Origin of the sequence: Brucella pituitosa (assembly GCF_965577835.1) — a bacterium.
GTDB lineage: Bacteria > Pseudomonadota > Alphaproteobacteria > Rhizobiales > Rhizobiaceae > Brucella > Brucella pituitosa.
This window is the reverse complement of record NZ_OZ264092.1, coordinates 95,216-116,719: the sequence shown is the minus strand read 5'-3', so window position 1 is coordinate 116,719 and position 21,504 is coordinate 95,216. Positions and strand designations below refer to the sequence as shown.

The window sequence follows — 21,504 nt, the reverse complement described above, 5'->3', positions numbered from 1 at the left end:
ATTGAACGCAAAAGCCCGGCAACTTGAAGCTGCCGGGCCATTGATTCGAAATGAGGTTGGATCTGAAGGACGAATCAGCCTGCTTCGCGGATCCGCGCTTCTGCGGTTGCAACACGTGCAGCCGCGTCTTTCAGTTCTGCCAAACGCTCACGTTCCGCCTGAACGACCTCTTCTTTTGCGTTCGCTACGAACTTTTCGTTCGAGAGCTTCTTCTCGATCTTTTCCATCTCAGCAGCAATCTTACCCGCTTCTTTGGCCATGCGAGCGGCTTCTGCCTTCAGATCGATCAGACTGCCCAAAGGAAGACAGATCGTGGCTTCGCCATGCACCAGCTGGGCTGATCCCTTTGGCGCTTCCTGTTCAAAGGAAACGGATTCAACACGTGCCAGACGCTTGATTGCAGCATCGTGACGCGCAAAGCGGTCAATGGTTGCAGCATTTGCCTCAAGCACGACAATAGGAGCCACAGCGCCCGCTGGAACATTCATCTCCGCACGGACGGAACGAATGCCCATGACAAGATCAACCAGCCAGTTGACGTCAGCCGCCGATTCTTCATCTTCAAACGACAGTTCCGGCCATTCTGCCAAAGCGAGAACCGTTTCGCGCTTTGCACCCTCGCCTGCAGTCAGGGTCCAGAGCTCTTCGGTCATGAATGGCATGAACGGATGCAGCATCTTGTAGATTTCATCCAGACAGTAAGCTGCCGTTGCCTGTGCTTCAGCCTTTGCTGCTTCATCATCACCCATGAAGATCGGCTTGAGCAATTCCAGATACCAATCGCAGAACTGGTTCCAGACAAAGCGATAGGCAGCACCTGCCGCTTCATTGAAGCGATAGTTCGCAATGCCATCGGTTACAGCGCGCGTAGCCTTTGTCAGTTCCGTCAGAATCCAGCGATTGACAGCGAGCTTTGCGTCATCCGGTTTGAAATTCGGATCAAGCTTCACACCATTCATCTGGGCAAAACGCGTCGCATTCCAAAGCTTGGTACCGAAGTTGCGATAGCCAGCAATACGCGCCGGATCAAGTTTAACGTCGCGGCCCTGAGCAGCCATGATGGCAAGTGTGAATCGCAGCGCATCCGCACCGTACTCGTCCATCAGCTCAAGCGGATCAATAACGTTGCCCTTAGACTTTGACATCTTGGCGCCATGCTTATCGCGCACGAGTGCATGGAGATAAACCGTATGGAACGGAATCTCTCCCATGAAATGCATGCCCATCATCATCATGCGGGCAACCCAGAAGAACAGAATGTCGAAACCGGTAACCAAAACACTGGTTGGATAATAGGTTGCAAGTTCCGGCGTCTTGTCTGGCCAACCGAGTGTCGAGAACGGCCACAGGCCCGACGAGAACCACGTGTCCAGAACGTCGGTGTCACGTTCCAGAGCAACGTCTTCACCGTAGTGAGCACGTGCGGCAGCTTTCGCTTCCTCTTCGCTCTTCTCCACGAAGCACTTACCATCCGGTCCGTACCATGCAGGGATCTGATGCCCCCACCACAGCTGGCGGGAAACACACCACGGCTGAATGTTTTCCATCCAATCGAAATAGGTTTTTTCCCAGTTTTTCGGTACGATCTGTGTGCGGCCATCGCGGATCGCTGCCATAGCTGGCTTTGCGAGTTCGGCTGCGTTTACATACCACTGATCAGTCAGATACGGCTCGATAGGCACGCCACCACGATCGCCGTGCGGGACGGCGTGCGTGTGATCTTCAATCTTTTCCAGATAGCCCTGTTCATCAAGCATTTCGACGAGGCGCTTGCGTGCAGCAAAGCGATCAAGCCCCTCAAACTCTTTGATAAGCGCGATGAGATCGGGTGTCAGTTCCAGACCTTCAAGGAAATCAACATTGTCCTTGAGCGTAATCGCTGCCGACGGCGTCAGAATGTTGATTGCGCGAAGATCGTTGCGCTTGCCAACTTCAAAGTCGTTGAAGTCGTGCGCAGGTGTAATCTTCACAGCACCAGAACCGGCTTCCGGATCAGCATAATCGTCAGCAACAATCGGGATGCGACGTCCAACAAGCGGCAGAACGATGTTGTTGCCGACAGACGCGTGATAACGCTCATCCTTCGGGTTAACAGCGACACCCGTGTCACCAAGCATGGTTTCAGGGCGCGTTGTTGCGACAACGATGAAGGTGTGCGGATTATCTGGATCGAACGGAATGTTCTCCAGCGGATAACGCAGATGCCAGAGATGGCCTTTGATTTCGCGGGATTCAACTTCGATATCGGAAATCGCGGTCAGAAGCTTCGGGTCCCAGTTCACGAGACGCTTGTCGCGATACATCAGTCCCTGCTTGTAAAGCGAGACAAAGACTTCGAGAACAGCCCGCGACAGCCCCTCATCCATCGTGAAGCGTTCACGCGACCAATCGCATGATGCACCAAGACGGCGGAGCTGATTGGAGATCATTCCACCTGATTCAGACTTCCACTGCCAAATACGTTCAATAAACTTCTCGCGGCCCATGGCATGACGGTTTGGTTCCTGGCGTTCAGCAAGCTGGCGCTCGACAACCATCTGCGTGGCAATACCCGCATGATCCATGCCAGGCTGCCAGAGAACATTCTTTCCGCGCATGCGCTCGAAACGGACCATGATGTCCTGAATCGTGTTGTTAAGCGCGTGCCCCATGTGCAGCGATCCCGTCACATTCGGCGGAGGAATGACCACAGCAAAGGGATCGGCGCCAGGCTTTGAGCCTGCACCCGCCTTGAATGCGCCGGCTTCTTCCCAGCGTTCAGCGATTTTCGGCTCTACAGCCGCGGCGTCATAAGTCTTCTCAAGCATGGAAACGTCCGGTCTTTATGCGGAATGAATTGATTGACGGCTCAATAGCAATTAACAGCCGACAAATCACCCTAAAAGTTAAAACCCGCCTGCGAGACAGACGGGTCATGAGGTCCAATCTGGTGCGAACCTGATCTAAAGCGCACCTCGCTTTAGATCAGCGTTTTTCGCATATCTTTATCTCAAAACTGGTTCCCACTATTGCGAGATATGCTTAGCGTTCGCCTCGCACCACGCGTTCGATTTCTTCGCGAACGAGCCGCTCAACAAGAGGCGGCAGATTGTTATCAAGCCAGCTCTGCAACATCGGGCGCAAAAGGTCAGAAGCGATTTCATCGAAAGAACGGCGCGGTTCCGAGTGAACCGCATGGTTCAGATCCTGAAACGCAGCGGCAACTTTCCGTTCGGTGCCCTCTGACAAAATATGTGCTGCACCCTGCGCTTTCAAGTCGACAGGTTGAGTTGCAGCAACAGGTGGTGCTTCAGCTTCCGGCTCAGAAGGTTGTGAAGCATCAAGCTCAACGGCAATCTGCTCTTCCAAAGATTGAGTGACTTCAACTTCGGCATTGGTCTCTGCGACTTCACTGCGATGATCATCATTCTGTGCGTCGAGAATAAAATTGTCGTCGTCCTCATCCGCTTCAGGAATTTCATCTGCAACAGTCACAGCAGTAACTGCTTCTGAAATCGGGCCACGCAATACGGGCTCATCTAAGAAGACGTCGCTCTTGGGGGCAGATTTATTTTCTGCTTCAGGCTGAGTTTCCTGCACTGTAACGGGCTTACGAAACTTGGCGACTTCACCACGTGCTGGAAATGCGGACGCAGCAGGCATCGGATGACGCGAAACATCGCTATCTTCGATAATCCGGCGAATGGAAGCGAGTATCTCTTCCATTGACGGTTCGCGTGCTGCGCTGGATGTTTGTGCCATAGCTGTCCGTCTTTCCCTTATTGCCAATTACTCACACAGGCAGAGAATCAATGGATTAAGGGTACCGGACCTGCGGCGATTTGAGAATCCCTCCACAGGCACATGAAATCCGAACCCACAGCTTTATCATTTTATTAAGAATTTCCGGGCGCAGCGAGAATCAAACAAAAACGGCGCCGATGGCGCCGTTTCTTTATCTCATATGCTTAGGGCTTAACGGCCATCTGGCGTGCGCAGGCCGAACCACTTGTCCTTCACAGCATTGTAATGCTCTTCAGGCTTATACTGAGCCACCTGCAACTGCATATCCTGCGCTGTCATACGACCACTTGCATTCAGAAGCGCATAGCTTGCAACAATCGAGTCATGCTCTGCCTGAACAAGTGCGATCTGCACCGTGACAAGCGCGTTCTGCGCGTTCAACACATCAAGCGTGGTTCGCTGTCCAACTTTACGTTCTTCGATAACACCATCAAGAGCCAGCTGAGCTGCTGCGATACCGTCGCGGTTTGCCTTGACGGACGCACGCGCTGCTTCAAGCTGTGACCAAGCCGAGCTGATTGCCTGACGCACCCTGTCCTGAATAATATCGACTTCGATACGTGCCTGACCGAGCTGTTCTTTGGCCTGACGTATCTGTGCCGATGTACGGCCGCCGGTATAAATCGGGATACTTACACCAACACCGACCGAAGCCGAGTTGCCATCGCCAGCATTCGTGCCAGCATAAGTGTCGAGGTGGCTCGCGCTGGCGGTCAAACCAACGGTCGGTAGCAACGCACCTTCCTTGGCCTTGACGTTGAAGCCTTGCGCGTTAACTGCATACTGGGTAGCCAGAATGCCCGGATGCACGGTAACAGCGTTTGCATAAGCAACATCTGGAGAGCGTGGCAAGTTCTTGGCGGCAGGTGCCGTGGCAAGACGATCTGGTTGCGATCCGATGACCTGAACATAAGTCGCTTCGGCAGACTTCACATTGGCGCGGGCCGAATTGAGCTCCGCAACCGCTGTCGAACGCTGCGATTCTGACTGAGCAACATCAGTACGTGTGCCTTCACCGACGTCAAGACGTGCACGCGAAGCACGGACCTGCTCGTTCATCGCAGCAAGGTTCTTTTCGCGAAGCACTGCGACCTGGCGAAGCTGGTACACATTCATATAAGCTTGAACGGCTTCCAGAAGTGTATTCTGCTCATCGTTGCGGAGGTTTTCGCGTTGCGCAAACACGGTCGTTTCAGCTGCGGCGACATTGTTCTTGGTCTGAAAACCATCGAACAGCATCTGATTCAGCTCGATACCGTAAGTCCCGGTCGTGCGATAACCATTTAAGGGGGTCTTCCCGCGAACAGCCTGATAAGAACCTGTCACCTGCGGACGGTAGTTAGATTTTGCAATCGCAACGTTTTCGTCCTGAATGCGCACACCTGCCCGCGATGAGTTCAGGGTTGCGTTGTTCTTATAGGCTTTCATGAGAGCGCCGTTCAGCGTCTCTGACAAAGCGGCCTGTCCCGATAAAACGGTGCCAGACAGGAGTATTGCCGCCGCCATAAGTCCTTTGCACGCTTTGAACACCGTATACCTCATATCAGAACAAACGAATCTATAATCGAACCGATCGGTTCGGGAAGACTTAATAACGTGTAAATTCCGCTATTTCCATCTTTCCCGCCAGTGCTTTCACAAACAATTTCTGCATCGTTGCAGAATTGCCCCACGCGCTGGATTAAAACTCGAACTGCTCAATACGCTCAAAACCGGGAAGCGGACGAACTGCTGTATTGAAAACGCTGCGTCCCGAAGCAACACCGTTTTCTTTCACATAAAGTCGCGCAATTCCGGCATTTCCACGCCCTTCGACGACAACCAGACGGCCACCCTCTTTAAGCTGATTGAAAAGTACTTCCGGCACAAAATCAACTGCACCCTCGATGAAAATCACATCGTAAGGCGCTTCGGAAGGGTAGCCTGCATTCAAATTGCCTGAAACGATCACAACATTGTCATGGCCAAGTTCCTGCAAACGAGCCGTCGCAACGGCCGATAAAGCGGAATCACTTTCGAGGCCAATGACCGATCCAGCTAACTCAGAAAAGATTGCAGACGAGTAGCCAGTACCGCAACCGACATCCAGAACGACATCGTCCTTGTTAACCTTTGCGAGCTGCACGAGCTTTGCAAAAGGTGACGGTTCCATGAGGAAGCGCGGCGCAGTGCCCTCGCTTTCAAGAAGCTGATCTTCATCGATATAAGCAAGCACCTGACGGTTTGCCGGAACAAAAGCTTCGCGTGGAACAGTCAGAAAAGCATCGATGACCCTGAGGTCCGTTACATCCGTGGTACGGATCTGGTTATCGACCATCTTCGTGCGAAGATCCTGGAAATCGGCTGCCATAGCCATGCCCTACATCCTTCTATATCGCGATCACGCGATGATTATGCCTTCTGGCACCCATTTCGAACAGAGCCCGGATCGTTCGGCAAATCCGTAACAATCGCGGTTCACTATCTTTATGGGACACCATAAACGAGATTTGCCGTTGATGTGGCAAAAATCGGCCTCTCAGTCAATCAAACACAAGATTTGCAGACCTGACTGCAACACTTAGTCGCCGCGATCTGCGCCCTTGTGAAACTGATCAAAAAAATGCCGGGCATTTCAGCCCGGCAATTATGCTTTGGATAAATATCTTACAAGCGGTGCATCATCACAACGCGCGCAATGTCGATCACTTTATTGCGCAATCGTCGCGGGATAACCGGCAGCAGACAGAGCATTGAGCGCTTCATCCTGCGACGCGCGGCCATCAAACTCGACCTCTTTCTTATCGAGATCAATATTAACAGTGGCCCTTTCATCGAGCTTCCGCAGAGCGCCCGTGACACTATCGGCGCAACCACCGCATTTCATCTTCGGTACAGAAAAAATTACCATTCAACTACTCCTTGCTCGTGAACAGTTCCCGTTGGGATTGAATACAGAACCGCTCTACTTCGTTGTCTCAAGCATTTAGCTCAGACGAAAATGCTTCGGTCTTTTGGCTTAAATGCTTTAACTGACACCACTGTGCAGCTTCCCATCGTGACAAGGTCAAGCGTGAATTTTCGTTACGGTGCCTCACAGCTTTCCGGCACACTCTCTTCGATGGCCAGTGGTGACTTGGTCAATGAGCCCGTCATGATCTGCATTGGCTTATAAGGCGGCTCTTCCTGCATACCAGGATTGGTAAGACGGATCGTATAACAGCCCGTGAACACTTGCTTTTTGCCGTCATCGCCTTCAGATTCGATTGCAATCGGAAGGCTCCAATAGATTTGTCCTGCGCCCGGATCTGGATCGATCTTCCTGACCGCAACCTTTACGCTCTTGGTGCCCTCATACCCCTTGGCAAATGTCTTGAAATCAGGCTCCCGCCCCTCCTCCGAATAATAGCTGTAAGCGCGAGCATATTCCTTGCGATTGATCGCATTGTAATAAGATTCCATCAGCGCCTGTGGAGTCGAGCGGTCATCGCGATAATCAGGAACAGTTACGCCATCACCAGCATCCTGAGTTTGTTCGGACGGCTTGGTTTGTTCGACAGGCTTTTCCTGCTTCTGAGTTTGGGCCGGAGCAGCTTTCTTGGGCGCTTCCTGGGCTTGCACACCGGACATCAGAACCAGGGTGCTGAAAACGCCCGCGACCCCAGCAAGTATCAAAGGCTTCATGCGCTCAATCGACATTCGCTTCTCCTCTTCCAGCAATTCTTTGTTTGCAGAGCACCAAGGTATGCACGCTCGTTGTGGCTGCGCTCCCGATTTGGTGTCTTGCAGTAATGATGTTACAACACTAACTATAGTGAAAACGTGGCAATCCCGCAGAAAAGCGCATTGCTTCGAACAGACTGGATGATTCTCCAGTTGCAGACCAGCATAACACCGGAAGAGATGAAAAATGGGCCGTTTCTCAGTCTTGACACTTACCGATGCAGCAGCAGCTCGCGTTAGTGAAATCATGGCGTCGCGTGACGGTGCGCTCGGCATTCGCGTCGGCGTGAAAAAAGGTGGCTGCGCTGGCATGGAATATACGATTGATCTCGTCACTGAGCCGAAAGCCGGCGATGACTCCGTCGAAAAAGATGGCGCAAAGGTTTATATCGCGCCTGAGGCTGTGCTGTTCCTGCTAGGCACACAAATGGACTTCGAAGTGACTACGCTACGCACCGGATTTGTCTTCAACAACCCCAACCAGACATCCGCTTGTGGTTGCGGTGAATCTGTTGAGCTGACCGCAGCGTCCCCGGAAAGCCTTCGTCAAATGCAGGGCGCAGCTTAAATACCCGGGTTCCAAAAATGGACGATCAAACCTTACGTGACCTGTTTGAAGGATTGGGGGCGATCAGCATTCGTCGCATGTTTGGCGGCAAGGGTATCTATCATCAGGGATTGATAATAGCGCTCGTTGTTCAGGACGAACTGTTGTTGAAAGCTGATTCCCAGACGGCACCTGCCTTCATCGAAGCCGGTTCCAGTCAATGGGCTTACGATAGTCGGAAGAGTGGCAAGCCTGTCGCCATGCCTTACTGGAGTGTGCCGGACGAGGCTTATGACGACCCTGAAATCATGACTGATTGGGCGCGTCTGGCATTCGCGGCGAGTCTTAGGGCTACTCCTGTTAAAGCGAAGTCATAAGAACGGCTCTGACAGAGCGCTCTCACCCAATTATTCACATCGAAAATATAAAACGCCGGCCTGATTGAACCAGACCGGCGTTTTCAATTTGCAACAACCTAATTTCAGACGCCAGTCGGGATCAACATAAAGGCTGGGATGTCATTACCAAAACCAACTGGAACCGGACCATCATCGTCATCGCGATCACGGCGACGCTTGTGGTTATCGTGCTGTGGCTTATTACGGCGCTCGTCGTTTGACGAGCGGATCGCATCACGACGCTCTTTGATTTCGCTGATTACTGGCTGCGGCTCATCTGCCTGAACAATCACAGGTGTCTCGACCTTCTGCTTATCTTTCGATCTGCCCTTGGCATCTTTACCTTTGCCACGAGCATTCTTGCCCTTACGTGACGTATCTTCAGATTCGTCGGATGCTGGCAAGGTTGAAAGATCGCCGTCAAGCCATTCAATCTTTTCGCCAATCATGGATTCGATTGCCGTCAGATATTTCGTGTCTGAAGGCGTAACAAGCGTAAACGCCTTACCAGAACGTCCGGCACGACCTGTACGACCGATACGGTGCACATAGTCTTCCGAATGGATCGGAATGTCGTAGTTGAACACATGACTTACGTCCGGAATGTCGAGGCCGCGCGCCGCAACATCGGAAGCAACCAGAAGCCTCAACTTGCCTTCTTTGAAGTTGGCCAGCATCGTCATGCGCGCGCGCTGGTCCATATCGCCATGCAACGCACCAGCATCAAATTCATGACGCACCAACGAGCGGAAAAGCTCGGATACATCCTTCTTGCGGTTGCAGAAAATGATAGCATTCTTGAGCGTATCACCCTCAGCACGGATCAGATCACGCAGCGCTGCGCGCTTGTCCCAATCCTTCTTGCCCGACTTTACCAGACGCTGTGTAACTGTCTTGGCAGTCGAGGACGCCTTGGCGACTTCAATACGTGTCGGCGAATGCAAAAACTGTTCGGTCAGCTTGGTAATTTCCGGCGGCATGGTCGCCGAGAAAAACAGAGTCTGACGCGTGAACGGGATCAGCTTGCAAATACGCTCGATGTCGGGAATGAACCCCATGTCGAGCATGCGATCAGCTTCATCGATCACGAGAATTTCAACGCCGGTCAAAAGCAGCTTACCGCGTTCGAAATGATCAAGAAGACGACCAGGCGTTGCAATGAGCACATCTGCGCCACGCTCAAGCTTGCGCTCCTGCTCTTCAAACGAAACACCGCCAATCAGCAATGCCACGTTAAGACGCTGATTGACGCCGTACTTTACGAAATTTTCTTCTACCTGAGCTGCCAGCTCGCGCGTCGGCTCAAGAATGAGCGTGCGCGGCATACGAGCACGTGCCCGGCCTTTTTCAAGAAGATGGAGCATCGGCAAAACGAAAGACGCAGTCTTACCCGTGCCTGTCTGAGCGATGCCAAGAACATCTCGACGCTCCAGTGCAGGTGGAATAGCACCAGCCTGAATGGGTGTAGGCGCGGTGTATCCCGCAGCTTCAACAGCAGCGAGCACTTTCGGGGAAAGACCGAGTTCGGCAAATGTCGTCAATGGAGGCGCAGCTCTCTTTTTGGAAATGAATTCCACCCATCCTGTCATTGCAGCCGCGTCAACCGGCGCAGGAACCAAGGCAGAAAAGGCGTCTGCAACGCAATAAGCGTCTTCTTGCAGCATCGCCTACGTCCACTGCGTGCAAAAGTCAACTAAAATACCGCATCAGAATATAAAAACGCTTATTTATTTGTATTTTATTGTGTTTCACTCCACACTAATGCGTGATTTTACTAAAATTATAGCCAACTAATGTCTAAATTGTTCTGTTAGAATTCGCTCATCCCAAGAATGATTTTGATCAAACAAGATGGCAACCTGGCTGTCCGGATCTTCGCGGACGGTGACTGACCTTACTGACTTGACTTCGTTATTGTCAGCAACAGCATTAACCGGTCGCTTTTCTGTCTCCAGCAAATCCATTCGCACGGTCACATGTTTTGGCAACAATGCCCCACCCCAGCGCCTTGGCCGGAATGGGCTTACGGGTGTCAACGCCAGTAGCGGAGCCTCAAGCGGCAGAATTGGTCCCTGTGCCGACAGATTATAAGCGGTTGATCCTGCGGGCGTTGCAACCATGACCCCATCACAAACCAACTCCTCAAGCCGCACCTTGCCGTCAATGGTGATACGAACCTTCGCTGCCTGATAGGATTGCCTGAAAAGCGATACTTCGTTGATTGCGAGCGCCTTGAACGGCGGCGCATGTTCAGTTTCAGCAATCATCTCCAGAGGACGGATTGTCTCTTTCTGCGCCGCATAAATGCGTGCAGGCAAATCTTCCACGCTGAATTCATTCATAAGGAACCCGACCGAGCCACGGTTCATGCCGTATACCGGTATGCCGCTGTTCATAAAATCGCGCAAAGCCTGCAGCATGGTGCCATCACCGCCGAGAGCCACGACGGTATCTGCATCTTCAGCCGCAACATGTCCGTAACGTTTCACCAGCTCTTTCTGAGCCGCAAGTGATTCTTCTGTTCCCGATGAGAGAAAGTGAAGCGCCAGGGATTTATCGTCCATATCATTCATTCCAATGCGCCAGCTTGTGGTCTGATTCCGATATTTGCATCCCTTGAATATAGGCTTTGAGCAAATGTCGGAATCAAAAGACCACGAGTAAATTTACGAATCGAGTGAATTTATCGAACTTGACGATTGAAACAGCATTTATGTCCGCCGGGATTCAAACGTCAAATTCAATCCACTCGTGCAATTTCCACAGGCTTGATGGCTATCATATGCAAAACTTGCTTACCATCACCCACCTAATGTGAATTTTCGCTTTACACGGCTGAAAATTATGCTAATTCCACGCCTGTGCTGCCCTTATAGCTCAGTTGGTAGAGCACCTGATTTGTAATCAGGGGGTCGGGAGTTCGAGTCTCTCTGGGGGCACCACTAGCGCATAACACCAAGCGCTTTACTTTATTTCCTTCTAAATTTGATCTGCCTACAAGAATAAGGGATTATAATCCCTTGCTCTGGGTTGTAATGTTGCCTCTCGCAACCATTGCATTCATAATAAATACATATTAAGCATGCATAATATCTCAAATAAACTTTTTTGGTTTAGTACATCATGCAACAGCGGCGTATATGTGTTTCCGTCGTCACTCGCAGCAGACCGAAGATGCTCTGCAATCTTTTTTCATCGCTTGCTTCAATAAAGAAGCCAGACAACGCATCCATTACATTTCTTATTGTTGAAAATAACGCCTCTCCAACGCTTGATGAAACCATTGAAGGTTTCCGTGCACAGATGCGTGAAGATCAGATCGATTACATTATCGAAGGCGTCTTAGGCATTTCGTCAGCGCGTAATCGTGCGCTTAACCACGCAATCGAACATGGTTTCGATTTTCTTGTCTATGTGGACGATGACGAATTTGTCGAACCTGATTGGCTTATAACTCTGCTCGCTGAGCGGGATCGTCTTGATCTTGACATCATCGGCTCGCCTGTCAGGCCAAAGCCCTTTGATGAAAAGCTCACCTTTCTGCAGAAGCTGGTTTGGTCGGGTATTGAGCGTAGCGGCTACAAGTCCGAAAGAAAATGTCGCCGTAAATGTCAACTAGGCCGTGCAGATTCCATAAAGGTTGCCACAGGCAGCTGGATGGGGAAGCTGGAGTTTTTCCGCAATACAGGATTGCGGTTTGATTCCCACTTTGGCCTGACGGGCGGCGAAGACTGGAACCTTTGGGCTAAGGCAAAATCGCTGGGTGCAAGAACTGGCTGGGCTTGTGATGCCATTGTCTATGAAACGGTGCCCTCGTCCCGCCTGACGCTGAGTTATCATTATCGCCGTAATCGCGATCACAACATCACGGAGTTCGGCGCCCGCTATCGCGAAAATCCAAACAAAACGCTAAAAAAGTTGCCGCTCAAGATTGCTGGCCGTGCGCTTAAATTTCTGGGTACAGTCCTGTCCATACCCTTCAGAGGCGGTCAGGGGCTTGTCTCATCCGCAACGGCGTTAGGCGGGCTGGTTGGCCTCGTACAGGGATGTATCGGAAAGAACTCTCTGCACTACGCCAACACGACAGGCTTCTGACCAAAGAAAAAACCCGCAAAATGCGGGGCTTTTTCGTTCTTAGTACCAACCGACAGCGACCTGCGCTTCTTCCGACATACGGTCGGCGGACCACGGAGGATCGAATGTCATCGTCACTTCAACCATCGAGACACCTTCGACTGCGCCCACCGCGTTTTCCACCCAACCCGGCATTTCGCCAGCGACAGGGCAGCCAGGGGCTGTCAGCGTCATTTCAATTTTGACAGTGCGATCATCTTCAATATCGATCTTGTAGATCAGACCAAGCTCGTAAATATCCGCTGGAATTTCAGGATCATAAACCGTCTTCAACGCGCCGATGATATCATCGGTCAGCCGGAGCAGCTCGTCCTGCGGAATAGCAGAAGCTGAAAAGACAGACTTTCCATCTGCCGATGCGCTCGCATCGTCCGTCGTGATTTCAGTCTGTTCCTGAACTTTTTGTTCGATCTCGGTCATCCGAAAAACTTCCTTGCCTTTTCCAAGGCTTCTGCCAGCGCGTCGACTTCAGCACGGGTGTTATACATCCCGAAGGATGCACGGCATGTAGAGGTGACACCAAAGCGTTTCAAGAGCGGTTGTGCGCAATGTGTGCCTGCACGCACTGCAACCCCTGCCCGGTCAATGACCATCGAGACGTCATGCGCGTGAATACCTTCAAGCGCAAACGAAATAATAGCGCCCTTGTCCGGAGCATTGCCATAAATGCGAAGCGAGTTGATCTTACCCAGCTGCTCATGCGCATAGTCACGCAAGTCTTCCTCGTGAGCGAGGATCGCATGACGGCCGACCTTTTCCATATATTCGAGAGCTGCACCAAGGCCAATCGCCTGAACGATTGGCGGTGTACCAGCCTCAAAACGGTGTGGCGGGTGATTGTAAGTGACGTTTTCTTCCGTCACTTCCTCAATCATTTCGCCACCGCCCTGGAACGGACGCATCTTTTCAAGCATTTCGGCGCGACCATAAAGAACGCCAATACCCGACGGACCGTAGACCTTATGGCCGGTAAAGACATACCAGTCACAGCCGAGATCCTGCACATCAACCGGCAGATGGACTGCACCCTGACTGCCATCGACCAGCACCGGAATACCGCGCGCATGGGCCAGTTCAACGATCTTCTTGATCGGCGTCACAGTACCAAGCGCGTTGGACATATGAGTGATTGCGACAAGCTTCGTGCGCTCGGTCAGACGTTTTTCGAATTCCTCAATATGGAACACGCCTTCGTCGTCAACCGGCGTGAAGACAAGCTTTGCACCCTGCCGTTCGCGGATAAAATGCCATGGCACGATATTGGAGTGATGCTCCATAATCGACAGGAGGATTTCATCGCCCTCGCCGATATTCGGCATGCCGTAACCGTAAGCGACCGTGTTGATCGCTTCAGTCGCGTTCTTCGTGAAGACGATTTCGTCGATAGAGCCAGCATTCAAAAAACGACGGACTGTTTCACGCGATTTTTCGTAAGCGTCTGTCGCAGCATTGGAAAGAAAATGCAGGCCGCGATGCACATTGGCATATTCATTCGCATATGCATGGGTAACAGCGTCGATGACACTTTGCGGCTTTTGCGCTGATGCGCCATTATCCAGATAAACGAGCGGCTTGCCATGAACCTGTCGTGACAGGATGGGGAAGTCTCTGCGGATCGCTTCGACATCATAGGCCGCTACAAGCGGATTCTTCTGATCCATGATCGTTCCTTCTACCATTCAGGCAGAAAAGGCAGAGTGAACAATCCACTCCGCCTTATTTATTCAAGCGTGGGCTGAAAGCCAGTTCGAAAGCACATCTTCCAGTGCCTCGACGAGAGCTTCGTTTTCCAGCTCTTCAATGATCTCGGCGATGAATGCTTTGATCAACAGGCCGCGGGCTTCGTTTTCAGGAACGCCGCGGGCCATCAGATAGAAGAGATAGTCTTTGGAAAGCTCTGTAACCGTCGCACCGTGGCCGCAAGCCACGTCATCAGCAAAGATTTCCAGCTCTGGCTTCGCATCAAACTCGCCATCATCCGACAGTAGCAGCGTGTTGCAGGCCATGCGAGCGTCGGTCTTCTGGGCGATCTGTGCAACACGGATCATGCCCTGAAACACACCACGCGCGCGATCTTTGACCACGTTGCGGATAATCTGGGTCGAACGCGTATTCTCGACGAGATGCGCCACCGTCATTGTGATGTCGGTGTGAGAATCGTCCGCCAGAAGGTTGAGGCCGCGAAGTTCGAAATCCGAATCTTCACCTGCCACAGTCAAGTGCACTTCCTGACGAACCAGTTTGCCACCCGCATTGACGATGTAAAGCGTAAGCTTCGATCCTGCGCCAATGGTTGCGTTGAACTGAGCAAGTTGCGTTGCCTGACCGAAATCACGCAGGATAACCCAGATAACATCAGCGCCGTCACCAACGCTCACATGGCTTACAGAGGTCGAGAAAGCATCGCCTTCACCACCCGACTGACGCTCAATGATCGTCGCCTTGACGTTTGAACCAATTTCGACTGGGAAGCGCGTATGACCCTGCCCGGCCTTCTGAAGGTTCTGCAGTTCCAGCGGTGCTTCAAGCTCCGTGTCATCGGCAATCGAAACAGCCCAGCCATCGCTGACATAGGCAGCATTGATCTGGCCGATTGTATCATCGGTGCCGCGAACGGTAAGCTGTGGAACAAGCGATCCGTCAGCGAGCGCATCACGCACAGCAGTCAGGGTCACGCCTTCGGGAGCCTTTGCGTCGAGTGCTACACCATTGCTTGCGGCAATGATTGATGAGCCCGCGAGCAGCGCAGGAAGCGCATTGGTGCCTGCAGCCGAATTGAAGTCAGCAACGCCTTTGAGAAGCGTGCGGAAATCCGTGTAGTGCCAGCTTTCGATGCGGCGCGACGGAAGACCGTGAATTTTTAGCGTTTCCAGTGCATTGTCACGTGCGATGACAACGTCGCCATTGCCGGGCAGTTCGCCCATGCGGTCGGCAAAACTGTCGATCAGCGCGCTTTCAGCGGGCGTTCGCGGCTTTGCAGTTGGAGCGGTCTGGATATTCATGATCCATCCCTCCTCAGGCGACTTCGCCGATTACGTCGGCATAACCATTTTCTTCAAGATGAAGAGCAAGATTCTTATCGCCCGACTTGATGACCTGTCCCTTGTAAAGAACATGAACGCTGTCCGGCACGATGTATTCAAGCAAGCGCTGATAGTGTGTGATCACGATCACGGCACGGTCAGGCGAACGGAGCGCATTCACGCCGTCCGAAACGATCTTCAGCGCATCGATGTCGAGGCCGGAATCGGTTTCGTCGAGTACGCAAAGGCTTGGTTCGAGAAGCTGCATCTGCAGGATTTCTGCGCGCTTCTTTTCACCGCCCGAGAATCCAACATTCAGTGGACGCTTGAGCATATTCATGTCGATGTTGAGGCCACCAGCAACGTCTTTGACGCGCTTGATGAATTCAGGGATCTTGAGCTCAGCTTCGCCACGTGCCTTGCGCTGGCTGTTCATCGCAACCTTGAGGAACTCCATCGTGGCAACGCCTGGAATTTCCATCGGATACTGGAACGCAAGGAAGATGCCCTTGGCAGCACGTTCAGCAGGATCCAGTTCAAGGATCGACTCGCCGTTATAGAGAATGTCGCCTTCGGTGACTTCATAATCATCGCGACCTGCGAGGATATAAGACAACGTCGACTTGCCCGAGCCGTTCGGGCCCATAATGGCGGCGACTTCGCCCTTGTTTACGGTCAGGTTCAGACCACGGATGATTTCGGTATCCGTGTCAGCGATCTTTGCATGAAGGTTCTTGATCTCAAGCATGGGTATAAACCTTGTCTCTCAACGCAGCCTCACGAAGAGCTGCTTATGCCAGTTAAAGGGCTGGCCAGAAAAATCGGATGCGGGAAGGCAATAAGGATGCGTCGGATCAACCGACGCTACCCTCAAGCGAAATGCCAATCAGCTTCTGCGCCTCGACGGCGAATTCCATTGGCAGTTCCTGAATAACTTCCTTCACAAAACCATTGACGATGAGGGCGATTGCCTCCTCTTCTGGAATACCGCGCTGCATGACGTAGAACAGCTGGTCTTCGGAAATCTTGGAGGTGGTTGCCTCGTGCTCAAACTGTGCCGTGGCGTTTTTCGCCTCAATATATGGTACGGTATGCGCACCACAATCGTTGCCGATCAAGAGCGAGTCGCACTGGGTGAAGTTACGGGCATTTTCAGCTTTGCGATGGGCTGAAACCTGTCCGCGATAGGTATTGTTGGAATTACCGGCCGAAATACCCTTGGAGATGATGCGGCTCGACGTATTCTTGCCGAGATGGATCATCTTGGTGCCGCTATCGATCTGCTGATAACCGTTCGATACGGCAATCGAGTAGAACTCGCCACGCGAATTATCGCCACGCAGAATGCAGGACGGGTATTTCCAGGTGATAGCGGAGCCGGTTTCTACCTGCGTCCACGAAATCTTGGAATTGTCGCCACGGCAATCACCACGCTTGGTAACAAAGTTATAGATGCCGCCCTTGCCGCTGCTATCGCCCGGATACCAGTTCTGAACGGTCGAGTATTTGATCTCAGCATCATCGAGCGCGATCAATTCAACGACTGCTGCGTGAAGCTGGTTTTCATCGCGCTGCGGTGCAGTGCAACCTTCGAGATAGGAGACATAAGCTCCTTCTTCAGCGATGATCAGCGTGCGTTCGAACTGACCCGTATTCTTTTCGTTGATACGGAAATAGGTCGAAAGCTCCATCGGGCAGCGAACGCCCTTTGGCACGTAAACAAACGAACCATCCGTGAAGACAGCCGAATTCAGCGTCGCATAATAGTTGTCCGAAACCGGAACAACTGAAGCGAGATATTTCTGAACCAGTTCAGGATGTTCGCGAATTGCTTCCGAAATAGAACAGAAGATTACGCCAGCTTTAGCAAGCTCTGCCTTGAAAGTCGTGACAACCGAAACACTGTCGAACACCGCATCAACAGCCACGCGGCCCGATGCATAGACGTTGTCCGACGGGTTGCCGTCGATTTCGCTTGGATCGCCCTGTTTGCGAACGCCCGCAAGAATCTCCTGCTCACGCAAAGGAATTCCGAGCTTTTCGTATGTGCGAAGCAATTCCGGGTCGACTTCATCAAGCGACTTAGGGCCAGACTGATTCTTCGGCGCCGCATAATAATAGACGTCCTGAAAATCGATCTTGGGGTAATCGACGCGTGCCCATGTTGGCTCTTCCATTGTGAGCCAGCGTTCATAGGCCTTCAGACGCCATTCAAGCATCCATTCCGGCTCGTCTTTCTTGGCGGAAATGAAGCGAATGATATCTTCATTAAGACCCTTAGGGGCCTTCTCAGATTCGATTGTCGTTTCGAAGCCGTACTTATACTGGTCCACGTCCAAGCCGCGAACCTGATCAATGGTCTCCTGCACTGCAGGCATTGGCGTTCTCCATCCTCGTCAGATTCAAGGTCCGACAGTTGCAAACGTCAGGGCGATGATAGTCGCTATCCTCGCCGCAATATAGTGTGCGTGACGCTTCTTTAAAACCCTTCTAAACTTAATTTCAAGCCCGGCTTTAAATTTGCGGGTAAAATTCAAGAATAATTTACGGGGTTAAGCCCGATTAGGCGTTTAGCCGGCCTTTGAGCGCTCATGACGGGCAACGATTTTGCGCAGAACATCAAGAAACTGGTCGACAGATTCTGTTGAAGCATTCGGTTCAAGCGAAACGCGGATCGCGCCCGGACCATCTTCATGCCCCATCGCAGCAAGAACATGGCTCGGACCAACCTTGCCAGAAGAGCATGCCGATCCGGCTGAAAGGGCTATTCCACCAAGATCGAAAGCGATCTGAACGGTTTCAGCCTTTTGCCCGTCAAGCGAAAAGAAAGTCGTGTTCGGCAGACGATCAACGGAATTGCCATGGATTGTGGCGCTCGGTGCAATTTCCATAAGTCCGGCTTCGAGCCTGTCTCGTGCTTCGAAAGACCAGCCATCGCCGTTTAGTCGCGTGGCTGCAACATCCGCAGCAGCACCAAAACCAGCAATGAGAGGCAACGCTTCTGTTCCCGCACGATGTCCCTTTTCCTGACCGCCACCACGGACCAGCGCCTTCGGCATCATGAGATCAGAGATTGCGATCACAGCACCGACGCCCTTCGGACCACCGATCTTGTGAGAGGAAATTATCAGATAATCTCCGCAATTATCTGTAATATCTAATTTAATACGCCCGGCAGCCTGCACCGCATCAACGACGAAAATTCCGCCTGCGGCTTTGACCAGCGCCGCAATTTCGCGAATGGGCTGAATAACGCCGGTCTCGTTATTTGCGACTTGAACCGCAACGAGCGGCAAGCCCGTACTCTTGTCATGCGCTTCCAATACCTGTTGCAGTGCGTCCAGCTTCAGGATGCCGTTTTCATCAACGGCGAGTATGGTGATATTTTCAGCTGGAAATTGCCCACCAGTCAGCATGCATGGATGCTCAGTTGCACTCACATAAAGATGCGACAGCCGCACCGGCGACCGTCCCATCATATAGATTGGCGTCAGCAAGGTGGATGCAGCTTCTGTGGCACCTGATGTAAAGAAAACATGATCAGACTTGGCATTGACCAGCGCTGCAACGCTGCGACGCGCAGCTTCAACAAGTCCACGTGCAGCCCGGCCTTCACGATGCACCGATGACGGATTGCCAGGAATGCCCAATGCCTCGATGACCGCATTGCGCGCTTCATCGAGCAAAGGCGCACTGGCATTATAGTCCAGATAGAGCCTCTTGCCGGTTCCGATCACCGATACTATCTCCTAAGCAACATCTTAAAGTGGCTCAGCACGCTATTCGCACGCAGTTCGCGCGCAATTTTCTTGAATTTTCAATCAGGAAAAGCCTATTAAGCCACATTAGGTACTGAACATTGGTTCAGACTAACGAAATTTCAAATCGGTTCTAGAAGCGGCGCACCCCCACGTCAAGTTCGCCACCCTGAAGCCGATCTTCCGATCACAAGCGGAGTACACATGCCTGAAGTCATTTTCAACGGCCCTGCCGGACGCCTCGAAGGCCGCTATCAGCCTTCCCGGGAAAAGAATGCACCTATCGCCCTGATCCTGCATCCGCATCCGCAGTTCGGCGGAACCATGAACAACAAGATCGTCTATGATCTGTTCTACATGTTCCAGCAGCGCGGTTTTACGACACTCCGCTTCAACTTCCGCGGTATCGGTCGTAGCCAGGGCGAGTTCGATCATGGCGCAGGCGAACTGTCGGATGCAGCAAGCGCACTCGACTGGGTGCAGGCGCTGCACCCCGATTCCAAGAATTGCTGGGTCGCCGGTTATTCTTTCGGTTCGTGGATTGGCATGCAGCTTCTGATGCGCCGTCCGGAAATCGAAGGATTTATCTCAGTCGCGCCGCAACCAAACACCTATGACTTCTCGTTCCTGGCGCCTTGCCCATCCTCTGGTCTGATCATCCACGGCGATCAGGACAAGGTTGCACCGCCAAAGGATGTTCAGGGGCTGGTGGACAAGCTCAAGACGCAGAAGGGTATTACGATTACCCAGAACACGCTTGCTGGCGCGAACCACTTCTTCTCAGGCCAAAGTGATCTGCTCATCGAAGAGTGCTCTGAATATCTGGATCGTCGTCTTGCTGGCGAACTGGTGGAAGTTCGTCCCAAGCGTCTGCGCTAATACGCAAAAAAACAAAATCCGGCGAGACTACGCATCGGCCCAAGAATCGGAAGCGATTTTTGGGCCGATGCTTAGATCCAATAGTTTAGAGCGTCCTTTACGCGCCCAAGAGGGCACGCGGCGCTCTAATCGCCGGATTTTTTATCTGTCTACGGACACCAAAACACCACCTGAAACGGGTTTATCGCAACCAGTTGTCGTTGGATAGGTTAGTGGAAAACCGCGTAGCGAACGTACGGCGAGATAGCCCCAGGCTTCTGCTTCCATTGCATCACCATCAAAACCTGCATTATCGGCATCAAGCACGCGTGCGCCTTCGCGCTCGGCAAGTGCGCTCAGTTCTGTCATGATCGCTCCGTTCTTACGTCCGCCGCCACTCACAACGTAAGTACGTGGCTGTGACGGCAAATGTGATGCCGAACGCAAGATTGCAGCAGCACTGACATAAGCAAGTGTACGGGCTCCTGTCTCGACTGAGGCCTCGTCTTTTGCAGGCACAATAAAATCGCCGCGATCCAGCGACCGGCGATGATTTCCTTTGAAAAATTCATGATCGAGATATCGTGCAGCCAGAACGTCGTCGACGCTGCCACTCATCGCCGTAATGCCCCCCGGATCAAAGCTGCCCTGCCCGTGCAACTCCATCCATTGATCAATCAGCATATTGCCCGGTCCACTATCGTAAGCGATCAGCACACCGCCTTTGTCCACATAGGTCAGATTGGAAATTCCACCTATATTGACGAAGACAACAGGTCCTTCGAGACCAAACGGAAGGTTGGCTGCAAGCGCTGCATGATAAGCGGGAATCAGTGGCGCACCTTCGCCGCCATGGCGCATATCTTCAGCACGCATATCATAGACAACAGGAATACCTGTCTCGGCAGCCAATAGTGGTCCATCGCCAATCTGAACAGTCAGAGCTTCCTGCGGTCGGTGCAATACGGTTTGCCCATGGAAACCGATTACATCGATTTCCTCGGGCTGCAATGCATACTCATGCAGAAAATCCTGAATGGCGATGGCGTGCAGTAATGTCTGGTCACGCTCGAGTTGTTTGAGAATGCCGGGACGCTCATTGCGATCGGTTATACCGCGCGCATCAATAAGTGCCGCCTTCAACCGCGCACGAAACCCATCCGAATAAGACACAGCACTTGAAGGGCCGCGCTCGATCCAGTTTTCGCCATCGGTCGTTATGAGAGCGATATCGATGCCATCCATCGAAGTACCACTCATCAATCCAATAGCGCGTTTCAAATCGGCCATGCCGGAGTTTC

General features: G+C 52.2%; 19 protein-coding genes and 1 tRNA gene. 5 read left to right on the top strand and 15 right to left on the bottom strand.

Annotated features, from left to right (window positions below; genetic code table 11):
- Nucleotides 1-74: 74 nt before the first annotated feature.
- From ACSME1_RS00565 to ACSME1_RS00540, 6 genes are all read right to left on the bottom strand, one after another.
- The gene (locus ACSME1_RS00565; RefSeq protein WP_024898873.1) at nt 75-2,807 is read right to left on the bottom strand and encodes a valine--tRNA ligase; all 2,733 of its coding nucleotides are present in this window, start codon (nt 2,805-2,807) and stop codon (nt 75-77) included.
- 214 nt (nt 2,808-3,021) lie between these two features.
- Nucleotides 3,022-3,741 (bottom strand): PopZ family protein, encoded by a 720-nt coding sequence (locus tag ACSME1_RS00560; protein ID WP_024898874.1) that lies wholly within the window; start codon nt 3,739-3,741, stop codon nt 3,022-3,024.
- A 213-nt stretch (nt 3,742-3,954) separates the two neighbouring features.
- On the bottom strand, nt 3,955-5,325 hold the full coding sequence (locus ACSME1_RS00555) for a TolC family outer membrane protein (protein ID WP_036567698.1): 1,371 nt from the start codon (nt 5,323-5,325) through the stop codon (nt 3,955-3,957).
- A gap of 139 nt (nt 5,326-5,464) precedes the next feature.
- Nucleotides 5,465-6,133, bottom strand: a complete 669-nt coding sequence (locus tag ACSME1_RS00550; protein WP_024898876.1) for a protein-L-isoaspartate O-methyltransferase family protein — start codon at nt 6,131-6,133, stop codon at nt 5,465-5,467.
- Between the two features lie 339 nt (nt 6,134-6,472).
- On the bottom strand, nt 6,473-6,673 hold the full coding sequence (locus tag ACSME1_RS00545; RefSeq protein ID WP_024898877.1) for a heavy-metal-associated domain-containing protein: 201 nt from the start codon (nt 6,671-6,673) through the stop codon (nt 6,473-6,475).
- Nucleotides 6,674-6,846: 173 nt separating this feature from the next.
- Nucleotides 6,847-7,461: a hypothetical protein gene (locus ACSME1_RS00540; protein ID WP_024898878.1), complete on the bottom strand. Its 615-nt coding sequence runs from the start codon at nt 7,459-7,461 to the stop codon at nt 6,847-6,849.
- A gap of 211 nt (nt 7,462-7,672) precedes the next feature.
- Here ACSME1_RS00540 and sufA point away from each other — a divergent pair, with 211 nt between their 5' ends.
- Both sufA and ACSME1_RS00530 read left to right on the top strand, forming a co-directional pair.
- Entirely contained in the window at nt 7,673-8,053 is a 381-nt protein-coding gene (sufA, locus tag ACSME1_RS00535; protein WP_024898879.1) for a Fe-S cluster assembly scaffold SufA, read from the top strand.
- 17 nt (nt 8,054-8,070) lie between these two features.
- On the top strand, nt 8,071-8,409 hold the full coding sequence (locus ACSME1_RS00530) for a TfoX/Sxy family protein (RefSeq protein ID WP_024898880.1): 339 nt from the start codon (nt 8,071-8,073) through the stop codon (nt 8,407-8,409).
- A gap of 104 nt (nt 8,410-8,513) precedes the next feature.
- Here ACSME1_RS00530 and ACSME1_RS00525 read toward each other — a convergent pair whose 3' ends face one another.
- Together ACSME1_RS00525 and ACSME1_RS00520 are read right to left on the bottom strand one after the other, a co-directional pair.
- Entirely contained in the window at nt 8,514-9,971 is a 1,458-nt protein-coding gene (locus tag ACSME1_RS00525; protein ID WP_024898881.1) for a DEAD/DEAH box helicase, read from the bottom strand.
- A 249-nt stretch (nt 9,972-10,220) separates the two neighbouring features.
- Complete coding sequence (locus ACSME1_RS00520) at nt 10,221-10,994, bottom strand: NAD kinase (RefSeq protein WP_024898882.1); 774 nt, start codon at nt 10,992-10,994, stop codon at nt 10,221-10,223.
- Nucleotides 10,995-11,296: 302 nt separating this feature from the next.
- Here ACSME1_RS00520 and ACSME1_RS00515 point away from each other — a divergent pair.
- Together ACSME1_RS00515 and ACSME1_RS00510 are read left to right on the top strand one after the other, a co-directional pair.
- Nucleotides 11,297-11,372: transfer RNA gene (locus tag ACSME1_RS00515), tRNA-Thr, on the top strand.
- 232 nt (nt 11,373-11,604) lie between these two features.
- Nucleotides 11,605-12,525 (top strand): glycosyltransferase family 2 protein, encoded by a 921-nt coding sequence (locus ACSME1_RS00510; protein ID WP_435654928.1) that lies wholly within the window; start codon nt 11,605-11,607, stop codon nt 12,523-12,525.
- A 39-nt stretch (nt 12,526-12,564) separates the two neighbouring features.
- On the opposite strand, the gene ACSME1_RS00505 is transcribed toward ACSME1_RS00510, so the two are convergent.
- From ACSME1_RS00505 to ACSME1_RS00480, 6 genes are all read right to left on the bottom strand, one after another.
- Nucleotides 12,565-12,984 (bottom strand): SUF system Fe-S cluster assembly protein, encoded by a 420-nt coding sequence (locus ACSME1_RS00505; protein WP_024896642.1) that lies wholly within the window; start codon nt 12,982-12,984, stop codon nt 12,565-12,567.
- Nucleotides 12,981-14,225 (bottom strand): cysteine desulfurase, encoded by a 1,245-nt coding sequence (locus ACSME1_RS00500; protein WP_024896641.1) that lies wholly within the window; start codon nt 14,223-14,225, stop codon nt 12,981-12,983. The genes ACSME1_RS00505 and ACSME1_RS00500 overlap by 4 nt, the downstream gene beginning before the upstream one ends.
- 63 nt (nt 14,226-14,288) lie before the next feature.
- A complete protein-coding gene (sufD, locus tag ACSME1_RS00495) occupies nt 14,289-15,566 on the bottom strand; it encodes a Fe-S cluster assembly protein SufD (RefSeq protein ID WP_105705978.1) in 1,278 nt (425 codons plus the stop codon).
- A 13-nt stretch (nt 15,567-15,579) separates the two neighbouring features.
- Entirely contained in the window at nt 15,580-16,335 is a 756-nt protein-coding gene (gene sufC / locus ACSME1_RS00490; RefSeq protein ID WP_024896639.1) for a Fe-S cluster assembly ATPase SufC, read from the bottom strand.
- A 106-nt stretch (nt 16,336-16,441) separates the two neighbouring features.
- On the bottom strand, nt 16,442-17,965 hold the full coding sequence (gene sufB, locus ACSME1_RS00485; RefSeq protein ID WP_024896638.1) for a Fe-S cluster assembly protein SufB: 1,524 nt from the start codon (nt 17,963-17,965) through the stop codon (nt 16,442-16,444).
- A 192-nt stretch (nt 17,966-18,157) separates the two neighbouring features.
- Nucleotides 18,158-19,324 carry a cysteine desulfurase family protein gene (locus tag ACSME1_RS00480; RefSeq protein ID WP_105705979.1) on the bottom strand — a complete coding sequence of 389 codons (1,167 nt, stop codon included), beginning with the start codon at nt 19,322-19,324 and terminating at the stop codon, nt 18,158-18,160.
- A 225-nt stretch (nt 19,325-19,549) separates the two neighbouring features.
- Here ACSME1_RS00480 and ACSME1_RS00475 point away from each other — a divergent pair, with 225 nt between their 5' ends.
- Entirely contained in the window at nt 19,550-20,224 is a 675-nt protein-coding gene (locus ACSME1_RS00475; protein WP_024896636.1) for an alpha/beta hydrolase, read from the top strand.
- Nucleotides 20,225-20,365: 141 nt separating this feature from the next.
- Here the strand turns inward: ACSME1_RS00475 and ACSME1_RS00470 are convergent, their stop codons facing one another.
- Entirely contained in the window at nt 20,366-21,493 is a 1,128-nt protein-coding gene (locus ACSME1_RS00470; protein ID WP_105705981.1) for an anhydro-N-acetylmuramic acid kinase, read from the bottom strand.
- Nucleotides 21,494-21,504: the final 11 nt, after the last annotated feature.